This is a genomic window from Burkholderia oklahomensis C6786 (assembly GCF_000959365.1).
Classification (GTDB): Bacteria; Pseudomonadota; Gammaproteobacteria; order Burkholderiales; family Burkholderiaceae; genus Burkholderia; species Burkholderia oklahomensis.
The window spans coordinates 289,549-303,272 of sequence record NZ_CP009555.1; the positions used below are offsets into that span (position 1 = coordinate 289,549).

16 protein-coding genes and 3 pseudogenes are annotated in these 13,724 nt (G+C 62.2%); 14 read left to right on the forward strand and 5 right to left on the reverse strand.

Annotation, left to right across the window (positions count from 1 at the left end; genetic code table 11):
* Positions 1–102: 102 nt before the first annotated feature.
* From BG90_RS01310 to BG90_RS01325, 5 genes are read left to right on the forward strand one after another with little or no spacing between them, the layout of a single operon-like run.
* Positions 103–528 (forward strand): PAAR domain-containing protein, encoded by a 426-nt coding sequence (locus tag BG90_RS01310; RefSeq protein WP_045568023.1) that lies wholly within the window; start codon positions 103–105, stop codon positions 526–528.
* Complete coding sequence (locus BG90_RS01315; protein ID WP_082094582.1) at positions 525–1,031, forward strand: DUF4123 domain-containing protein; 507 nt, start codon at positions 525–527, stop codon at positions 1,029–1,031. The genes BG90_RS01310 and BG90_RS01315 overlap by 4 nt, the downstream gene beginning before the upstream one ends.
* Entirely contained in the window at positions 1,024–1,497 is a 474-nt protein-coding gene (locus BG90_RS37115) for a hypothetical protein (RefSeq protein WP_045568024.1), read from the forward strand. Before BG90_RS01315 ends, BG90_RS37115 begins: the two co-directional genes overlap by 8 nt.
* Positions 1,382–1,975 carry a restriction endonuclease fold toxin 5 domain-containing protein gene (locus BG90_RS30935; protein WP_232239090.1) on the forward strand — a complete coding sequence of 198 codons (594 nt, stop codon included), beginning with the start codon at positions 1,382–1,384 and terminating at the stop codon, positions 1,973–1,975. The genes BG90_RS37115 and BG90_RS30935 overlap by 116 nt, the downstream gene beginning before the upstream one ends.
* A 6-nt stretch (positions 1,976–1,981) precedes the next feature.
* Positions 1,982–2,704, forward strand: coding sequence for an immunity 52 family protein (locus tag BG90_RS01325; protein ID WP_025989757.1), 723 nt, complete (start codon positions 1,982–1,984; stop codon positions 2,702–2,704).
* 35 nt (positions 2,705–2,739) lie between these two features.
* On the opposite strand, the pseudogene BG90_RS01330 reads toward BG90_RS01325, so the two are convergent.
* A pseudogene (locus BG90_RS01330) lies at positions 2,740–3,344 on the reverse strand (DNA adenine methylase).
* Between the two features lie 355 nt (positions 3,345–3,699).
* On the opposite strand from BG90_RS01330, the gene BG90_RS01335 reads away from it, so the two are divergent.
* From BG90_RS01335 to BG90_RS36060, 4 genes are all read left to right on the forward strand, one after another.
* On the forward strand, positions 3,700–4,116 hold the full coding sequence (locus tag BG90_RS01335) for a plastocyanin/azurin family copper-binding protein (protein ID WP_010102708.1): 417 nt from the start codon (positions 3,700–3,702) through the stop codon (positions 4,114–4,116).
* Between the two features lie 115 nt (positions 4,117–4,231).
* Complete coding sequence (locus tag BG90_RS01340) at positions 4,232–5,209, forward strand: chromate resistance protein ChrB domain-containing protein (protein WP_025989755.1); 978 nt, start codon at positions 4,232–4,234, stop codon at positions 5,207–5,209.
* A complete protein-coding gene (locus BG90_RS01345) occupies positions 5,206–6,381 on the forward strand; it encodes a chromate transporter (RefSeq protein ID WP_025989754.1) in 1,176 nt (391 codons plus the stop codon). The genes BG90_RS01340 and BG90_RS01345 overlap by 4 nt, the downstream gene beginning before the upstream one ends.
* Positions 6,382–6,413: 32 nt before the next feature.
* Positions 6,414–6,761 carry a superoxide dismutase gene (locus BG90_RS36060; protein WP_157135613.1) on the forward strand — a complete coding sequence of 116 codons (348 nt, stop codon included), beginning with the start codon at positions 6,414–6,416 and terminating at the stop codon, positions 6,759–6,761.
* Here the strand turns inward: BG90_RS36060 and BG90_RS37120 are convergent.
* A pseudogene (locus tag BG90_RS37120) lies at positions 6,727–6,852 on the reverse strand (lysozyme); the annotation flags it as partial. The gene BG90_RS36060 and the pseudogene BG90_RS37120 sit on opposite strands and share 35 nt — an antisense overlap.
* The gene (locus BG90_RS01355; RefSeq protein WP_010102700.1) at positions 6,845–7,039 is read right to left on the reverse strand and encodes a hypothetical protein; all 195 of its coding nucleotides are present in this window, start codon (positions 7,037–7,039) and stop codon (positions 6,845–6,847) included. The pseudogene BG90_RS37120 and the gene BG90_RS01355, both read right to left, overlap by 8 nt.
* A gap of 332 nt (positions 7,040–7,371) precedes the next feature.
* Here BG90_RS01355 and BG90_RS34485 point away from each other — a divergent pair, with 332 nt between their 5' ends.
* On the forward strand, positions 7,372–7,671 hold the full coding sequence (locus BG90_RS34485) for a hypothetical protein (RefSeq protein WP_124072289.1): 300 nt from the start codon (positions 7,372–7,374) through the stop codon (positions 7,669–7,671).
* A gap of 188 nt (positions 7,672–7,859) precedes the next feature.
* Here BG90_RS34485 and BG90_RS01360 read toward each other — a convergent pair.
* Positions 7,860–8,721: pseudogene (locus BG90_RS01360) on the reverse strand (phage late control D family protein); the annotation flags it as partial.
* A gap of 200 nt (positions 8,722–8,921) precedes the next feature.
* On the opposite strand from BG90_RS01360, the gene BG90_RS01365 reads away from it, so the two are divergent.
* Positions 8,922–9,593, forward strand: a complete 672-nt coding sequence (locus BG90_RS01365; protein ID WP_374189758.1) for a cysteine hydrolase family protein — start codon at positions 8,922–8,924, stop codon at positions 9,591–9,593.
* Between the two features lie 213 nt (positions 9,594–9,806).
* The gene (locus BG90_RS01370; protein ID WP_010114766.1) at positions 9,807–10,154 is read left to right on the forward strand and encodes a hypothetical protein; all 348 of its coding nucleotides are present in this window, start codon (positions 9,807–9,809) and stop codon (positions 10,152–10,154) included.
* A 177-nt stretch (positions 10,155–10,331) separates the two neighbouring features.
* Here the strand turns inward: BG90_RS01370 and BG90_RS36065 are convergent, their stop codons facing one another.
* Positions 10,332–10,589 (reverse strand): hypothetical protein, encoded by a 258-nt coding sequence (locus BG90_RS36065; protein WP_158335878.1) that lies wholly within the window; start codon positions 10,587–10,589, stop codon positions 10,332–10,334.
* A gap of 961 nt (positions 10,590–11,550) precedes the next feature.
* Here BG90_RS36065 and BG90_RS01380 point away from each other — a divergent pair.
* Positions 11,551–12,576 (forward strand): LacI family DNA-binding transcriptional regulator, encoded by a 1,026-nt coding sequence (locus BG90_RS01380; protein ID WP_010102694.1) that lies wholly within the window; start codon positions 11,551–11,553, stop codon positions 12,574–12,576.
* Between the two features lie 91 nt (positions 12,577–12,667).
* Positions 12,668–13,684, forward strand: coding sequence for an ABC transporter substrate-binding protein (locus tag BG90_RS01385; RefSeq protein ID WP_374189767.1), 1,017 nt, complete (start codon positions 12,668–12,670; stop codon positions 13,682–13,684).
* The last annotated feature ends 40 nt before the right edge of the window (positions 13,685–13,724 follow it).

The following is a 13,724-nucleotide window of genomic DNA, read 5'->3' on the forward strand; positions in this document are numbered from 1 at the left end:
ACAACTGTCAAGCCTGACAGGTGCCGTGACCGTACAACCGTAAAAACCGAGCACCGCCCGCTCAATGGTAAATTTGCGTGCAAATTTCCATGAGAGGGCGAAGTGGCAAAACGCGCGATCATCTGCGTCGGCGACACGACGACGCACGGCGGCAAGGTGCTCGAAGGCTCGCCGACGTTCACGCTCAACGGACGCAATGTGGCCGGCGTCGGCCACAAGGTACTTTGCCCGCGCTGCAAAGGCGTTTTCCCGATCCTCCCCGATCTGCTCGGACGCCGCTACCCGCACACGATCGGCGACCGCGACACCGCCGTCGAGGGCATGCGCACGGCCTGCGGCGCGGAGCTGATCGCGTCGCAGGGCACGGGAACGATCGACGATGTCGGCTCGGGCGAACGCGGGGATGGTGGTTCGCCCGGCGGATCGGTGGCCGCAGCGACGGCCGCGGTCGCCCCTTCCCCTACGCTCTGCCTCGAATGCCTGAAGGCGGCGGCGAAGAATGCCGCGACGATGGTGGCACGCGGATGATGACGCCGCCGAATATCGAAGCGCATTTCGAGATGCGCCGCGAGCAAATCACACTGCCTGCGCGGCTCTTCGCGGTGGTCGACGCCCTGCTCTTCGCCGAAGCGTCGGACGCCCCGCCGCTGCGCCGCGCGAACTCTTCGATCGCGCTCTTCGACGGCACGCCCGACGCGTCGCTCGCCGATCACGGCCCCTGGCTGATCGACTACGCGCTCGCGCCGGGGCCGATCCGGCGCGTGCTGGCCGAGCTCGCGGCCGGGCCGATCGGCGTCTCGTGGCTGATCAGCGCATATCAATTCGATCGACTCGCCGCCGAATTGCGCGAGTACCTCGACGTACAGCTCCCGAACGGTCACACGGCGCTGCTCCGGTTCTACGATGCGCGCATCATGCCCGACATCGCGCGCGTAATGAGCGCCCCGCAGCGCACGCAATTCTTCGTCGCGACGTACGACTGGCTCGTCGAGATCGACGGACGGCTGACCGGAGTGCATCCGCATGCTTGAACTGACCGCTGAACAGGTCGCCGGACTGGCGGAAATCGACGAGCGCGGCTTCGTCGAGCGCGTTCGGCAGGATCTCGTGAAGGAGAATCCGGCGTTCGCCGATGACGGCGGCTTGCCGTCCCGGCTATGGACCGCGTATCGCGCCGCACGCGCGTTCGGTATTCAGAAAGACGAGAACATCGTCGCGTTTCTGAGGCTCGATGCGTATGCGCCGGGCTTCTACGAAAAGCCCGCGACGAAGGCGTGGATCACGCGCCCCGGCCGCTCGGCCGACGCGCGTTTTCATGATTATCTACGCGTCATCAGATGGCGCATCGAACACCCGGACGGAGGGCTGGAACATGGCGGGATTGGTGGTTCCGATCGTGGAAGCGGCGGCGGTGGAGCTTGGTCCGATCTTGGCGCGCGTTGGCGTCGCCTTGTTGGGCGGGGCGACGGTGGCGGGAACGGCGAGTCTGTCGGGTGACACGCCGAAGGAAGACAGCAAGGCGACGCCGGATGTGCGGGCTTTGCCGCGCACCGGAGAGAGCTGCAAGAAATGCCCACCTGACGCAGGCGCACGGATCCGCCAAAATCACGGTGTAAACTGGAATTCTTATCGCTACCAAGCGCGCATTACCGGCTTTCCGTTCGATACCGAAGCCTGCCGTTGGAGCGAGGAATGGCGCTGGCTGGGTGTTGATTTCGATGGATTTCAGCCGGGCGAATGCCTGCTTCAAGAGACAAAGGGCAACTACGATCAGTTTCTCGACGGCACCATACCTAAAGCCGATCAGTGGTTTGAGGGATTCAGAAGCATGCAGGACCAAATCATTTCGCAAGGTACCGTCGTGCGCGCCAATCCCCCCGCACGTCTGATGTGGTACTTTGCAACGCCGCTCGCTCAAAAAAAGATGGCCACGGCGCTTGCTCGTATGGGTATTCCGTCCGTCTATCAACCGTGATCGAACATGGAAATCAATACGATGTTCCGGGACACGACTCTGTCGTCTCGTGACTATGAAGAGATGCTCGCACGCGAATCGCGACTCGTCGACTTGCTATCGACGAAAAGTCCGACAATGGCGCGTGCCAATTGGTGCTTGACGGGCGACACTCTGGAGGAGGCAAGTAGCTACCCTGCCTTTGAGTCCGATGGAGCACCGTCCACGCCCGCGCTCGCGGTCTTGACAGAGCGAGGTCGCGGAAACAAACACGGCGTGTCGCATGCTGCGATCTGGAACGTCGCAACGAGCGTCGAGGAAGGCGCCTCGATCTCATGTCACGTATCGGACGCAAAGGTGGTTCCCGATACGTTGAGCGTGAGCTTGCGAGTGCCGGCCTGTTACGCCACCGCAGACGATTTTGCCGATGTGATCAAGGCGATCGTCGCCGCATTCAATCCGCTTGTCGTAGAAGCATCGCCCCAAGGCTACTTCGACAAACAGGTTTTCGACGACAAGCCCGGCGTCGGCTGGATGCTCTACCTGCCGAAGGTCATTACGCAGCAGCAGGTCCCCGAGGCCCGCGCACTGATTCCCGTACTCGCCAAAGGCAAACAGACCGGCACGGTCATCGTCAGCGTTACAGACGCGCCGTTCTCGGTCGACAACCCCGAGCACGTGGCGACCGCGAATCGCATCGAGATCCGGCTCGTCGATCAGGACCTGCTCCCCGCCTACGTTGATATCTGAACCAACCGGCGCGATTGCCGCGCCGGCGGCATTCATCAAAACAGTCCCACCGGCTGCGCCGCAGCGTCCCAACTGAAAATGATCGGTTCGCGGCGCTCGACGACCTTCCCCCCGCCCACCGTGCACTGAATCGGCACGCTCTCGATGCGAAAGCCGTCGAACACGCGCCGGATCCCCGGATGATCACTGAGACTGACGATCGCGCGTCCCTTGATCGATCGCAGTCGCTCGACCAGCTTCTCGTATTCCGCGAACGGAAACGGGACATCGTACTGATCTGCCTCTCCAGCTTGCCGCCAAAACAACTTTTCCGAAGATAGTAGAACCGCGCCGCACGCCGGATATCGGCAAGCGTTTCCGGGATCGGATGCTTGGGCCATTCGAACACCTGTCGGCTCGTCAATGCCCATCTGAACTGACGCACGAACTCATCAAGATGGTGTTGGACGACTCGATAAAGGTTCACCCGTTCGTCGTTGCTGTCGTTGATGACCTCGATCTTGGCCGACGGTCGCAAAAAGTAAAGCGCGGCCCCGCCCGCAAGCACTTCGACGTAGCAATCGAGTTTCGGAAAGCGCGGGATGATGTGATCCGCAAGACAACGCCTTCCGCCGATCCGGGGAATGACGGGATTGGCCATTGTGAAAACCGTTATTAAACTTGGTGTAGAAGCCGGCCCGCCTACCGGTAGGTAGCAGGGCCTTGGCCGATTCACTGACGGAACAGTGAACGAGTGGCCAGACGCGGGCTCTCTCCTGCGCCGTCCGGTCGCCCTGTTTCTCGTTACCTCTCTTCTCGGCGTCTCGGGCCGAATTGCACACACGCGCCCCCAGGAATAAGCCGCCCACGGAGCGCGTTTACTCCACGTACCGCCCACCGCAGGAAGCGTTCATGCCGTCGTTCAGGCAAGCGCGTTTGCGTGCTCGACGAACCCGCGCACGGCACAATCGCTCGACGCTCGGCAGGCGCATCGATTCGATTCAGAGGGGGTAGCCATGCGCGTCACTTACAGAACCGCCATCCTCGCCAGTGCGACCGCGCTTGGCATAACGCCGGATGCCAGCTGGGCGCAGCAAACCGTCAAGGCGACGTTGCTATCGGACTCGATTCAGCTCGAGGCGCACAGCGTGAAGGCGGGCCGCGTCACACTCGACGTCAAGAATGCCGCGGGCAACGACATGAAGCACGAACTCGTCGTGCTGAAGACTGACCTCGCCGACAATGCGCTGCCCGTCAGCAAGGGGCAGGTGCTGGAGCACAAGCTGAAAAAAATCGGGGAAGTCGAGGACATTGCACCGGGCAAAAGCAAGCGCATGTCATTCAAGCTCGCGCCCGGCCACTACGCGCTGATCTGCAACAAGCCGGGGCACTATGAAGCAGGCATGCACACGGCGCTTGTCGTGGAGCCGTGAATCGCGTGGCGGGTACGCTCGAACAGCGGCCCGCGACAATAGGGGAGCGACGCCACGCGGCAAGCCCTCGAAGTAAAACTTGTAGAGATTATAACGCGTGAGTAGTATTCATTACATGGATACTATCTCGACCTGGTCGCTCCTTGTTCTGACCCTTCCGACGGAGAACGCGACGGCTCGTATGCGGTTCTGGCGCGCGCTCAAGGCAAAGGGCTGCGCGGTATTGCGCGACGGCATTTACCTGCTTCCGTACGCGGAAGAGCGTGAAAGCACACTGCGCGAACTCGCGGGCGCGATCGGCGAAAGCGGCGGTACCGCCCATCTGTTACGCGCGCCGAGCCTCGACGCATCGCAAGAACGGGAATTCCGCGCGCTCTTCGATCGCGACGAGGACTACGCCACCTTCACTCGGGCGCTCTCGAATGCCCGCAAGACGCTTTCTGGGCAATCCGCCACGGAACTGGCGCGCTTGCTGCGGCGTCTGCGCAAGGATTACGACACCATCCGCGCGATCGACTACTTCCCCGCCGACTCGGCAATCCGTGCGGAAGTTGCCTGGCAGGACTTCATCGCGCTTGTCGACACGGTGCTGTCGCCTGGTGAGCCGCAAGCCACAGAGCGCCCGATCCGCCGGCTCGCGATCGGCGAGTATCAAGGGCGCGTCTGGGCGACGCGTCAGCGCATGTGGGTCGATCGCGTCGCCAGCGCATGGCTGATCCGCCGCTTCATCGACGCACGAGCCCGCTTCATTTGGCTCGCGTCGCCGGCGAATTGCCCGCCCGACGCACTGGGCTTCGATTTCGACGGCGCCGCGTTCACCCACGTCGGCGAGCGCGTGACGTTCGAGGTGCTGCTCACGAGCTTCGGGCTCGACAAGGACCCTGCGTTGATGCGCCTCGGCGAGATCGTGCATGCGCTCGATGTCGGCGGTCCCGCAGTACCCGAAGCGGTCGGCTTCGAGGCCGTCATGGCTGGCACACGTCAACGCGCTGAAAACGACGATCAGTTGCTGGAACAGATGGGCGCGGTGCTCGACGCGCTTTACGCATACTTCGCGTCGAACGGGAAGAGCGAAACCAGGGGATGTTCATGACCACCGCGACGGCAACTGCTCCGACATACTCATTGAGCCAGCTTGTCGGGTACATGCTGCGTCTCGGCACATTCGGCTTCGGCGGACCGGTCGCGCTCGCCGGCTATATGCGTCGTGATCTCGTCGAGCGCCGCGGCTGGATCACGGAAGCCGACTACAAGGAAGGGCTCACGCTGGCGCAGCTTGCACCCGGGCCGATGGCCGCCCAGCTCGCGATCTACCTCGGCTTCGTCCACTACCGTGTACTCGGCGCAACGCTTGTCGGTTTCGCGTTCGTGCTGCCGTCGTTCCTGATGGTGCTCGCACTCGGATTCGCTTACGCCCAGTTCGGCGGTCTGTCATGGATGCAGGCGGTTTTCTATGGCGTCGGGGCCGCCGTGGTCGGCATCATCGCAATGAGCGCCTACAAGCTCACGACGAAGACCGTCGGCAGCGACAAGCTGCTCTGGGCCATTTTCCTGACGCTTGCCACCGTCACCTTCATCACGGAATCGGAAATCGCCTGGCTCTTCATTGTCGCCGGCCTAATCGGCTGGCTATGGCGCGCTCCGCCCAAATGGCTGCACAAGAGCGGCTTGAACGCACTCGCCGGCGCCAGCCTGCCGGCTACAAGCGGTCTGCTTAGTGGTATCGATCTTCCGCAGCTTGTGCAGATCGGCGCGTTCTTCGCGAAAGCGGGCGCATTCGTGTTCGGGTCGGGGCTCGCGATCGTGCCGTTCCTGTATGGCGGCGTCGTGACAGAACATCACTGGCTGAACGACAAGCAGTTCGTCGACGCCGTCGCGGTCGCCATGATCACGCCGGGGCCGGTCGTGATTACCGTCGGCTTTATCGGGTACCTGGTGGCGGGCCTGCCCGGCGCGTGTGTCGCCGCGCTCGGCACGTTCCTGCCTTGCTATCTGTTCACCGTCATCCCCGCGCCTTACGTCAAGAAGTACGGACACCGCCCCGGTGTCAAGGCGTTCGTCGACGGTATCACGGCGGCGGCCGTCGGTGCGATCACGGGCTCCGTTCTCGTCATCGCGAAGCGCTCGATCGTTGACATACCAACAGCCGTCCTCGCCATTGCAACCGTTCTGCTGCTGTTGCGCTTCAAGAAGCTCCAGGAACCAGTGATCGTGACCGCTGCGGCACTCTTCGGGTTGGTGGCTTACCCGATACTCCATCATTGATGCATATCTGGGGGACGACCGCGATATGCCAGATGAAAGCGTTGTCCTGCGATCCGGCCCAGTTGCCGGACCTGTCCGAAAGACTGATCGTCGGCCATTACGAGCACAACTCCGGCGGTGCCGTCAAACGTCTGAACGCCATCACGGACCAGTTGGCTGGGATCGCCCCAGGGAGCACGCCCGTGTTCGTGCCAAACGGTCTGAAGCGCGAGGAACTGGTCGCCGCGAATTCGATGATCCTGCACGAAATCCACTTCGAGAACCTCGGCGCGAGCAGGTCAATTGACCGCACACCCGAGGCCGCGATCAAACGCGACTTCGGCAGCGTTGACCGCTGGCGCGACGAATGCCGATCGGGTCGAGGTAGCCCACCCGCTTGACGCCTTCGAACTTCGGCACGGCCACCGCCAGCACGCCGGCCGCGATCACGCCAACCACACCCGCGAGCGTTTTCTTCGGAACCTTAATCATGCTTGCCCCACGACGGCCCTTGTTTTTGATCCGGTAGTAGCCACTGAAGGCAGATGTAGCCGCCCGTCGGAATCGATACGAGCAGCGACATCCACCAGTTCGCGTCGAGCACGAATGCCGACAGCCACAGCGACGACGCTACTGGCGGGGCGCTCTTCGCTGCGCTCGCCGAAATTTCGCCTTTCACATTGCCCCTAAATAAAAATGCCGTTCAAGTCACCTCGGACGACACTCAAAACACGCACTCGACATCACAAACAGCCAATATCATTAACAGCAAACAGATTGATCCACTGTCTTAATAGAACATAGTTATTAATTCGACCCCGCTACAAATACCCCCCTCTAACACCTACCATAATTGGTAGCCTTCAATCAACGCCACCACGCCCTATCATCTATATACGCGGCAGTTCCATTCTGGAAATTCAACGGGCAGCATGCCTTGATTGTTGACATCCTCGCCACAATGGAATGGTGAACCATTTTAAAATCAATTAATTTTTTTGGAGAAAAGAAATGGCCGATTCTCGGATTATATGGGGTTCCGTCAATGCAGATGGAACCATCAAAAGTGGCAGCGGAAACTTCGCCGTCGAAAGAATCGATACGGGGAAATACACCGTCTCTTTCAATGCTGGCTTCTCGACAGTTCCTGCAGTCGTTGCAACCCAAAACAATTACGGCGGCACCAACGAAAGCAATTTGGATGGCGTAGCCGTTCCGTTCGTCAACCAGAATTCCTTCCAGGCCAACACGGGCGACGGCGGAGGAAAACCCCAAAACAGGAGCTTTGGATTTATTGCGATCGGCTTCTGAAGACTCCGCAAAAATCGTTGCATTGATCCTTGCCCGAGGATTCGAGGAAATTTATATCGATATATTCCCTGTCGCACCCTTGGGTAAGGACGGCACACATCGACTGTTTCAACGGATTACCGATGCCGGTTGAGATAGTCGCTCTCGTCGACTGTAAGCAGCCTCTGCTACGAATGACCTGCACGGCACTATTCTGTCGACGGGATCACAAGGTTGATTTTCTTCGCCTGCTTCTTGCCGTGACCGGCCTTCGCCTTGCCCTTGTTGCCGGCGTTGAGCGCGACTTCCGTCTCCCAACTGCGGCCGGCGTATTCGTGCGTCACCGACTCGACGAGGAAGTCGCCGTCCGCGTCGCGCTTGAAACCCGTCAAGGTCACGGTCTTCTCCGCCGCCACGTCGGCGGCGGCCGAGCATCCGCAATCGGTTCGTGGCCGTGTGCCGGTTGAGCTTCGCCAGACGCGCGGATGCAGCGGCCTTCGCGGCCTTCGCCGCCTGCGGGCTCGCGAACGCGTGCCGCTCGGTGTGCACGGCCGCCGCACCGGGCGGCGCCTTCGGATTCGGGATGACGAGATCGATCTTCTTACCCGACTTCGCGTCATGCACCTTCGTGCGCGCGGCCGCGAAGCTCGCGCGATCCGGAAACGCAATCCCGTAATCGATCAGCCGATCCGGCTTGAGCACGAGCGACGGCAGCGCCTTGCCGCTCGCGCTCTTGCCGCCGCCGATCGGCATCACGATCAGCTTGCCGGCCTTCACGGTCGCGGTCGCCCCGTACTGCCGCGCGATCCGCGTGACGAAGTGCAAGTCGCTCTCGCCGAACTGGTCCGCACGCGGCACGACAACGTCGATCGAGCACGCGGCGGCCCACTTGTTGCGACGCGCGATGTCGCCGACGACATCGGCGAGCTTCGCATTCGACCAGTTGCCATCGCGGTTTGTCTTCGACGTCGCGCGCAGGTTCGCCGATCGATTGCGAGTCACCACCGTCGCCGGCGGCCCGCGCAACACGATCTCGTCGATCGCATACTCGCCGAGCGCCGACAGGCCCTGATCCTTGCACTTCTTTGTTCATAGTTGCCGGCGTGACGACATGAAGTACTATTTCCACGGCAGCGAAGCGTCGTATTGACAAAAAGATGCTTCGCTGCGTTCGACGTTCTCAGGTTGAGAATATGAACCGCATGCCGAAGCAAAGGAGACGTATAAATGGAGGCAGTAGCGTTGCCAGCGACTATTGGGTGGCGTCAGTCATGAATCCGGAAAACGTATTAGATAGCGCAATGGCAGCCGGCGCGAGTCCCGGCGGCAGCGGGAACGACGGGATCAGCAGCGCGTCCGCGCAGCGCATGAGTTCGCAGATTCCGGCAATCGTGCCGGCGCAAACCGCGCTTGTCGTCATGCATTATCAGACCGACATTCTCGGGCTCTTTCCATCGGTCGCACCGGCCTTGCTCGCCAATACGCGCAAGCTATGCGACGCGGCGCGGGCCAAAGGCGTCAGCGTCTATTTCGCCAACCTCCGGTTCAGTCCGGGCTATCCGGAGGTCAGTCCATTGAACAAGAATGGACAGGGAATCAAGCAACTTGGCCTTTTCGTCGACGACGGGACCTCGCCGGAATTAGGCCGGCAGGCCAGTGAACCGGTCATCATCGCGCATCGCGCCAGCGTGTTCTTCGGCACCGATCTGCAGGCACGGCTTTTCGCACAAGGTATCGATTCGCTGATCATGGTCGGCATTGCGTCGACCGGCGTCGTGCTGTCGTCGGTCGCGTATGCGAGCGACGCGGACTTCCGCTTGTACACGGTCAAGGATTGCTGTTACGACCCGGATCAGGTGGTCCATGAACATCTGTTCTCCACCGCATTCGATTCGCGCACCACGGTGCTGTCGCTCGCGGATGCCTTGCTGCTGCTCGCCTAGACGTTCGACGTCCGCGCTGAAGCAAACCCGGGCCGGTCGAGTGACGGATAGCTCGCCGATGCGGCAGACCGGTTATGGCCGCGAAGCGCCTGTCGTGACGGCAAGCGCGCGATCCGACGTCGACGCTCGTTGCAAATCTTCGAGAAATGTCCGTCCCCGCTGTGTCACAATCAAAATCGTCATTTCCTGAACCACGACACCGAGGGGGCACGCATGAGCGCGAAAGTGACCTATCTTGTCAGCATCTTTATTGGCGCCCCAACAGAGCAGCATAGAAAAATCAAGGACATCGCGGCGCAGCTTTCTGGCAACGATTACGAGTTCTTGCATCTTCATCAAATGGGCGCGTTCCTGGTGCTCAACACTGATCGAGGCGCCAGGGAGCTAGCGAATGCACTTGCGACGGCAACCGCATCGGACGATCGAATATTCATCTGCGAAATCGGTCAGGACTGGCACGCGCTTGGCTTAAACAAGGCTGCCTACTGGTTGCAGAACCATCTGGCAACGAAGACGCAGACGCCATCCGCCAAAAAAGGAAATCCATTCGGCGACGCTTGATTGGGCCCGAAACGACCTCACGGGCTCCCGTCGATCAAGGATGCCCCGTCCCTCCTCAAAGCAACTTTGCAAGAGCGTCAGTTTTTTCGATTTCAATACGTCGAAGATGGGTGATTGGTGCCCGCCCCGTAGTTCAGGAGATGGAGTGGGAGCTGGAAGCCCTGTCCAGCAAGCCTCTCACTCCGTGCTGTAGCAAATTTGCAGCACGCCCCCAAAGCCCGCTACCAGCGGGCTTTGGCTTTTCCGATCTTGGCTCGTTCCAGTCCCAATTGCAAAACTGCTTTCGGTGTCGATGACGCGGCAGTACCTGTAACCCGCCAGATAAGGCTCTGACCGGTCACGCTGGCGAACGGCGTCGCGGCAGGCCCGCAAAGCGCGGATGAACACCGCGAACCGGATCGCCGCCCATCGGGCCACACGTTTCGTCGGGCTCACGCGCCTTTCGTACTCGCGCATCACGTCCGCATCAGTGTGTGCGTCGTTCCCGGCTGATCTTCCCGATGGTGATCTCGTGTTCTTTCGCGGTCGCCCACGCTACCGCATCGGCTTTGCTCTTGAACGTCTCCGACTGGCCAGCGCCCAGGCGGCGTACCTGCGCAGGCCCCCCGTTTCGGGTATGTCGCCGTCTCGCCCTCTGGTACAAATCGTGGTGCCGTGGTGCCGTGGTGCAAGCCTGGTGCACGCGGGTGCAAAAACGGCTCGATATGACTACCTGGGCAACGGCACGAATAGCCCTGCTGGATTGGGTTTACGGCAGATAGGATCGGCGAGGCTACAGAGTTGGTTGGTGCCGGGGACCGGACTTGAACCGGCAAGCCAATTAAGGCGGCGGATTTTCGTCACACTGCTTCTTTCGAAGCCGGCGCCGTGCGACGCCGTTCGTGCGCTGGACTATGCCTTCGCCGTCGTCCGAACGCGGTTTTCACCGCGTAGACCTTAGGCGCCCCCCGTCTAGTCTCTACACCTTCCCCGCCGCCGCTTTCACGGCCGCCGCGGGGCTTGGCTCGGCGTTGCCTCGGCGCGTCGCGCGCCAGGGGTTTCGCCGAATTTGAAGGGTTCTGCACCAGCCGTTTCCGACCGGGCACTCAATCGTTTAAGTCCGCTATGTTTACCAATTTCATCACCCCGGCAAGGGCGGACCGCATTCTACCACCGGTCCGGTCCCTCAATACGCTTTCGTCGCCCAATCCCTTCGCGCTAAACCCCTAGCCCACAGCGATCCCATCAAAACGCCCCGTCGACAACGACTCGCCCGAGTCTTCCATCATCCACCACCCGCCCTAATTCGTCAGACGTCACCCTTCCTATCGCCGGCGATCCACCGTCATCAGTTCTTCATCGACGGTCCCGATAATCCCGTCGACGAAAACGTTTACACGCATCCACCGCACGCTTCATGACGCCGACCATCAAAGACGTCGCCGCGCTCGCCGGCTGTTCGATCGCCACCGTGTCGCGCGCGATCAACGCGCCGCATACGGTCAGTCCCATGGCGCTCGAAAAGATCCGCGCCGCGATCGACACGCTGCGCTTCCGCCCGAACCCGCTCGGCCGGCAGTTGCGCAGCGACCGCACGCAACTGATCGGCGTCGTGCTGCCGACGCTCGCGAATCCGGTGTTCGCCGAATGTCTGCAAGGCGTCGACGAGCTCGCGACGCAAGCCGGCTTCAAGCTGATCGTGATGTCGACCGAATACGACGCCGCGCGCGAGCGTCACGCGATCGAGACGCTGCGCGCGCAGCGCGTCGAAGGGCTGATGCTGACCGTCGCCGACGCCGACGCGCATCCGCTCTTGGACGAACTCGACCGCGACGGCCCGCTCTACGTGCTCATGCACAACGACACGCCGCATCGTCCGTCGGTCGCGGTCGACAATCGCCGCGCCGCGTATGACGGCGTGCGGATGCTGATCGAGCGCGGCCATCGGCGCGTGCTGATGCTCGCGGGCTCGCTCGACGCATCGGACCGCGCGCGGCAGCGCGTGCGCGGCTACGCGCAAGCGCTCGACGAGCACGGTCTCGATCCGCTGCCCGCGCTCGAAATCGACTTCAACACGCCGGCGCTGCCGAGCGCGATGCTCGCGCATCTGACCGCGCGCGCGACGCGGCCGACCGCGCTCTTCTGCAGCAACGACTGGCTCGCGATGGTCGTGATGCGCGGATTGCGCGACGCGCGCCTCGCGGTGCCCGACGACATCTCGGTGCTCGGCTTCGACGGCCTCGCGGTCGGCGAGCTGCTCGCGCCGCCGCTTTCGAGCGTCGCGACGCCGAATCGCGAGATCGGTCGCGCCGCGTGGCGGCGCCTCGCCGAGCGCATCGCCGGCGAGCGTCATCCGCGGCCCGCGCTGACGCTGCCGCACACGGTGCGCGAAGGCGCGACCGTCGCGCCGCCGCGCGAGACGCGCATGTCTCGCATCGCATGAATCCCGCTCTCGCCTTCGTTCGTTTTGCCCCTGCAAGGAGACCCTCGTGACCGTCCGCCGTTCGTCGTTCCCGCGCTCGCCGCTCGCCGCCGTGCGCCGCGCATGCGCCGCCGCGCTCATCCCGCTCGCGTCACTCGCGCTGTCGCTCGGCGCGTCCGCCGCGCACGCGGAAGAAACCGCGATCTGCTACAACTGCCCGCCCGAATGGGCCGACTGGGCCGCGCAGATCGCGGCGATCAAGCAGAAGACCGGCATCCGCGTGCCGTTCGACAACAAGAACTCGGGCCAGGCAATCGCGCAACTGCTCGCCGAAGCGAAGAGCCCGGTCGCGGACGTCGTCTATCTCGGCGTGTCGTCGGCGTTCCAGGCGAAGGACAAGGGCGTGATCGCGCCGTACAAGCCCGCGAACTGGAACGACATCCCCGCGAACATGAAGGACCCGCAGGGCTACTGGTTCGCGATCCACTCGGGCACGCTCGGCTTCTTCGTCAACAAGGACGCGCTCGACGGCAAGCCCGTGCCGCGTTCGTGGGCCGATCTGCTGAAGCCCGAGTACAAGGGCATGGTCGGCTATCTCGATCCGTCGAGCGCGTTCGTCGGCTACGCGGGCGCCGTCGCGGTGAACCAGGCGCTCGGCGGCAGCTTCGACAACTTCCAGCCCGCGCTCGACTGGTTCCGCAAGCTGAAGGCGAACCAGCCGATCGTGCCGAAGCAGACTGCGTATGCGCGCGCGCTGTCCGGCGAGATTCCGATCCTGCTCGGCTACGACTTCGACGCGTATCGCGCGAAATACAAGGACCACGCGAACGTCGAATTCGTGATTCCGAAGGAAGGCACGATTTCGGTGCCGTACGTGATGAGCCTCGTCAAGGGCGCGCCGCACGATGCGAACGGCAAGAAGGTGCTCGACTTCGTGCTGTCCGACGAAGGCCAGAAGCTGTGGGCGAGCGCGTATCTGCGGCCGGTGCGCGCGCAGGCGCTCACCGCCGATGCTGCCGCGAAGTTCCTGCCGGCGAGCGAGTACGCGCGGGCGAAGAGCGTCGACTTCGGCAAGCTCGCGGCCGGCCAGCAGGCGTTCGGCAAGCAGTATCTGCAAGTGATGCAATAACCGGCCGATATCCGCCATCCGCTATCCGCCATCCGCACGA

Bases quoted from the DNA above. Each gene is read 5' to 3' on its own strand.
- BG90_RS01315 (WP_082094582.1), top strand. From the start codon at position 525: ATGATGACGCCGCCGAATATCGAAGCGCATTTCGAGATGCGCCGCGAG.
- BG90_RS37115 (WP_045568024.1), top strand. From the start codon at position 1,024: ATGCTTGAACTGACCGCTGAACAGGTCGCCGGACTGGCGGAAATCGAC.
- BG90_RS01325 (WP_025989757.1), top strand. From the start codon at position 1,982: ATGGAAATCAATACGATGTTCCGGGACACGACTCTGTCGTCTCGTGAC.
- BG90_RS01335 (WP_010102708.1), top strand. From the start codon at position 3,700: ATGCGCGTCACTTACAGAACCGCCATCCTCGCCAGTGCGACCGCGCTT.
- BG90_RS01340 (WP_025989755.1), top strand. From the start codon at position 4,232: ATGGATACTATCTCGACCTGGTCGCTCCTTGTTCTGACCCTTCCGACG.
- BG90_RS01345 (WP_025989754.1), top strand. From the start codon at position 5,206: ATGACCACCGCGACGGCAACTGCTCCGACATACTCATTGAGCCAGCTT.
- BG90_RS36060 (WP_157135613.1), top strand. From the start codon at position 6,414: ATGAAAGCGTTGTCCTGCGATCCGGCCCAGTTGCCGGACCTGTCCGAA.
- BG90_RS34485 (WP_124072289.1), top strand. From the start codon at position 7,372: ATGGCCGATTCTCGGATTATATGGGGTTCCGTCAATGCAGATGGAACC.
- BG90_RS01365 (WP_374189758.1), top strand. From the start codon at position 8,922: ATGAATCCGGAAAACGTATTAGATAGCGCAATGGCAGCCGGCGCGAGT.
- BG90_RS01370 (WP_010114766.1), top strand. From the start codon at position 9,807: ATGAGCGCGAAAGTGACCTATCTTGTCAGCATCTTTATTGGCGCCCCA.
- BG90_RS01380 (WP_010102694.1), top strand. From the start codon at position 11,551: ATGACGCCGACCATCAAAGACGTCGCCGCGCTCGCCGGCTGTTCGATC.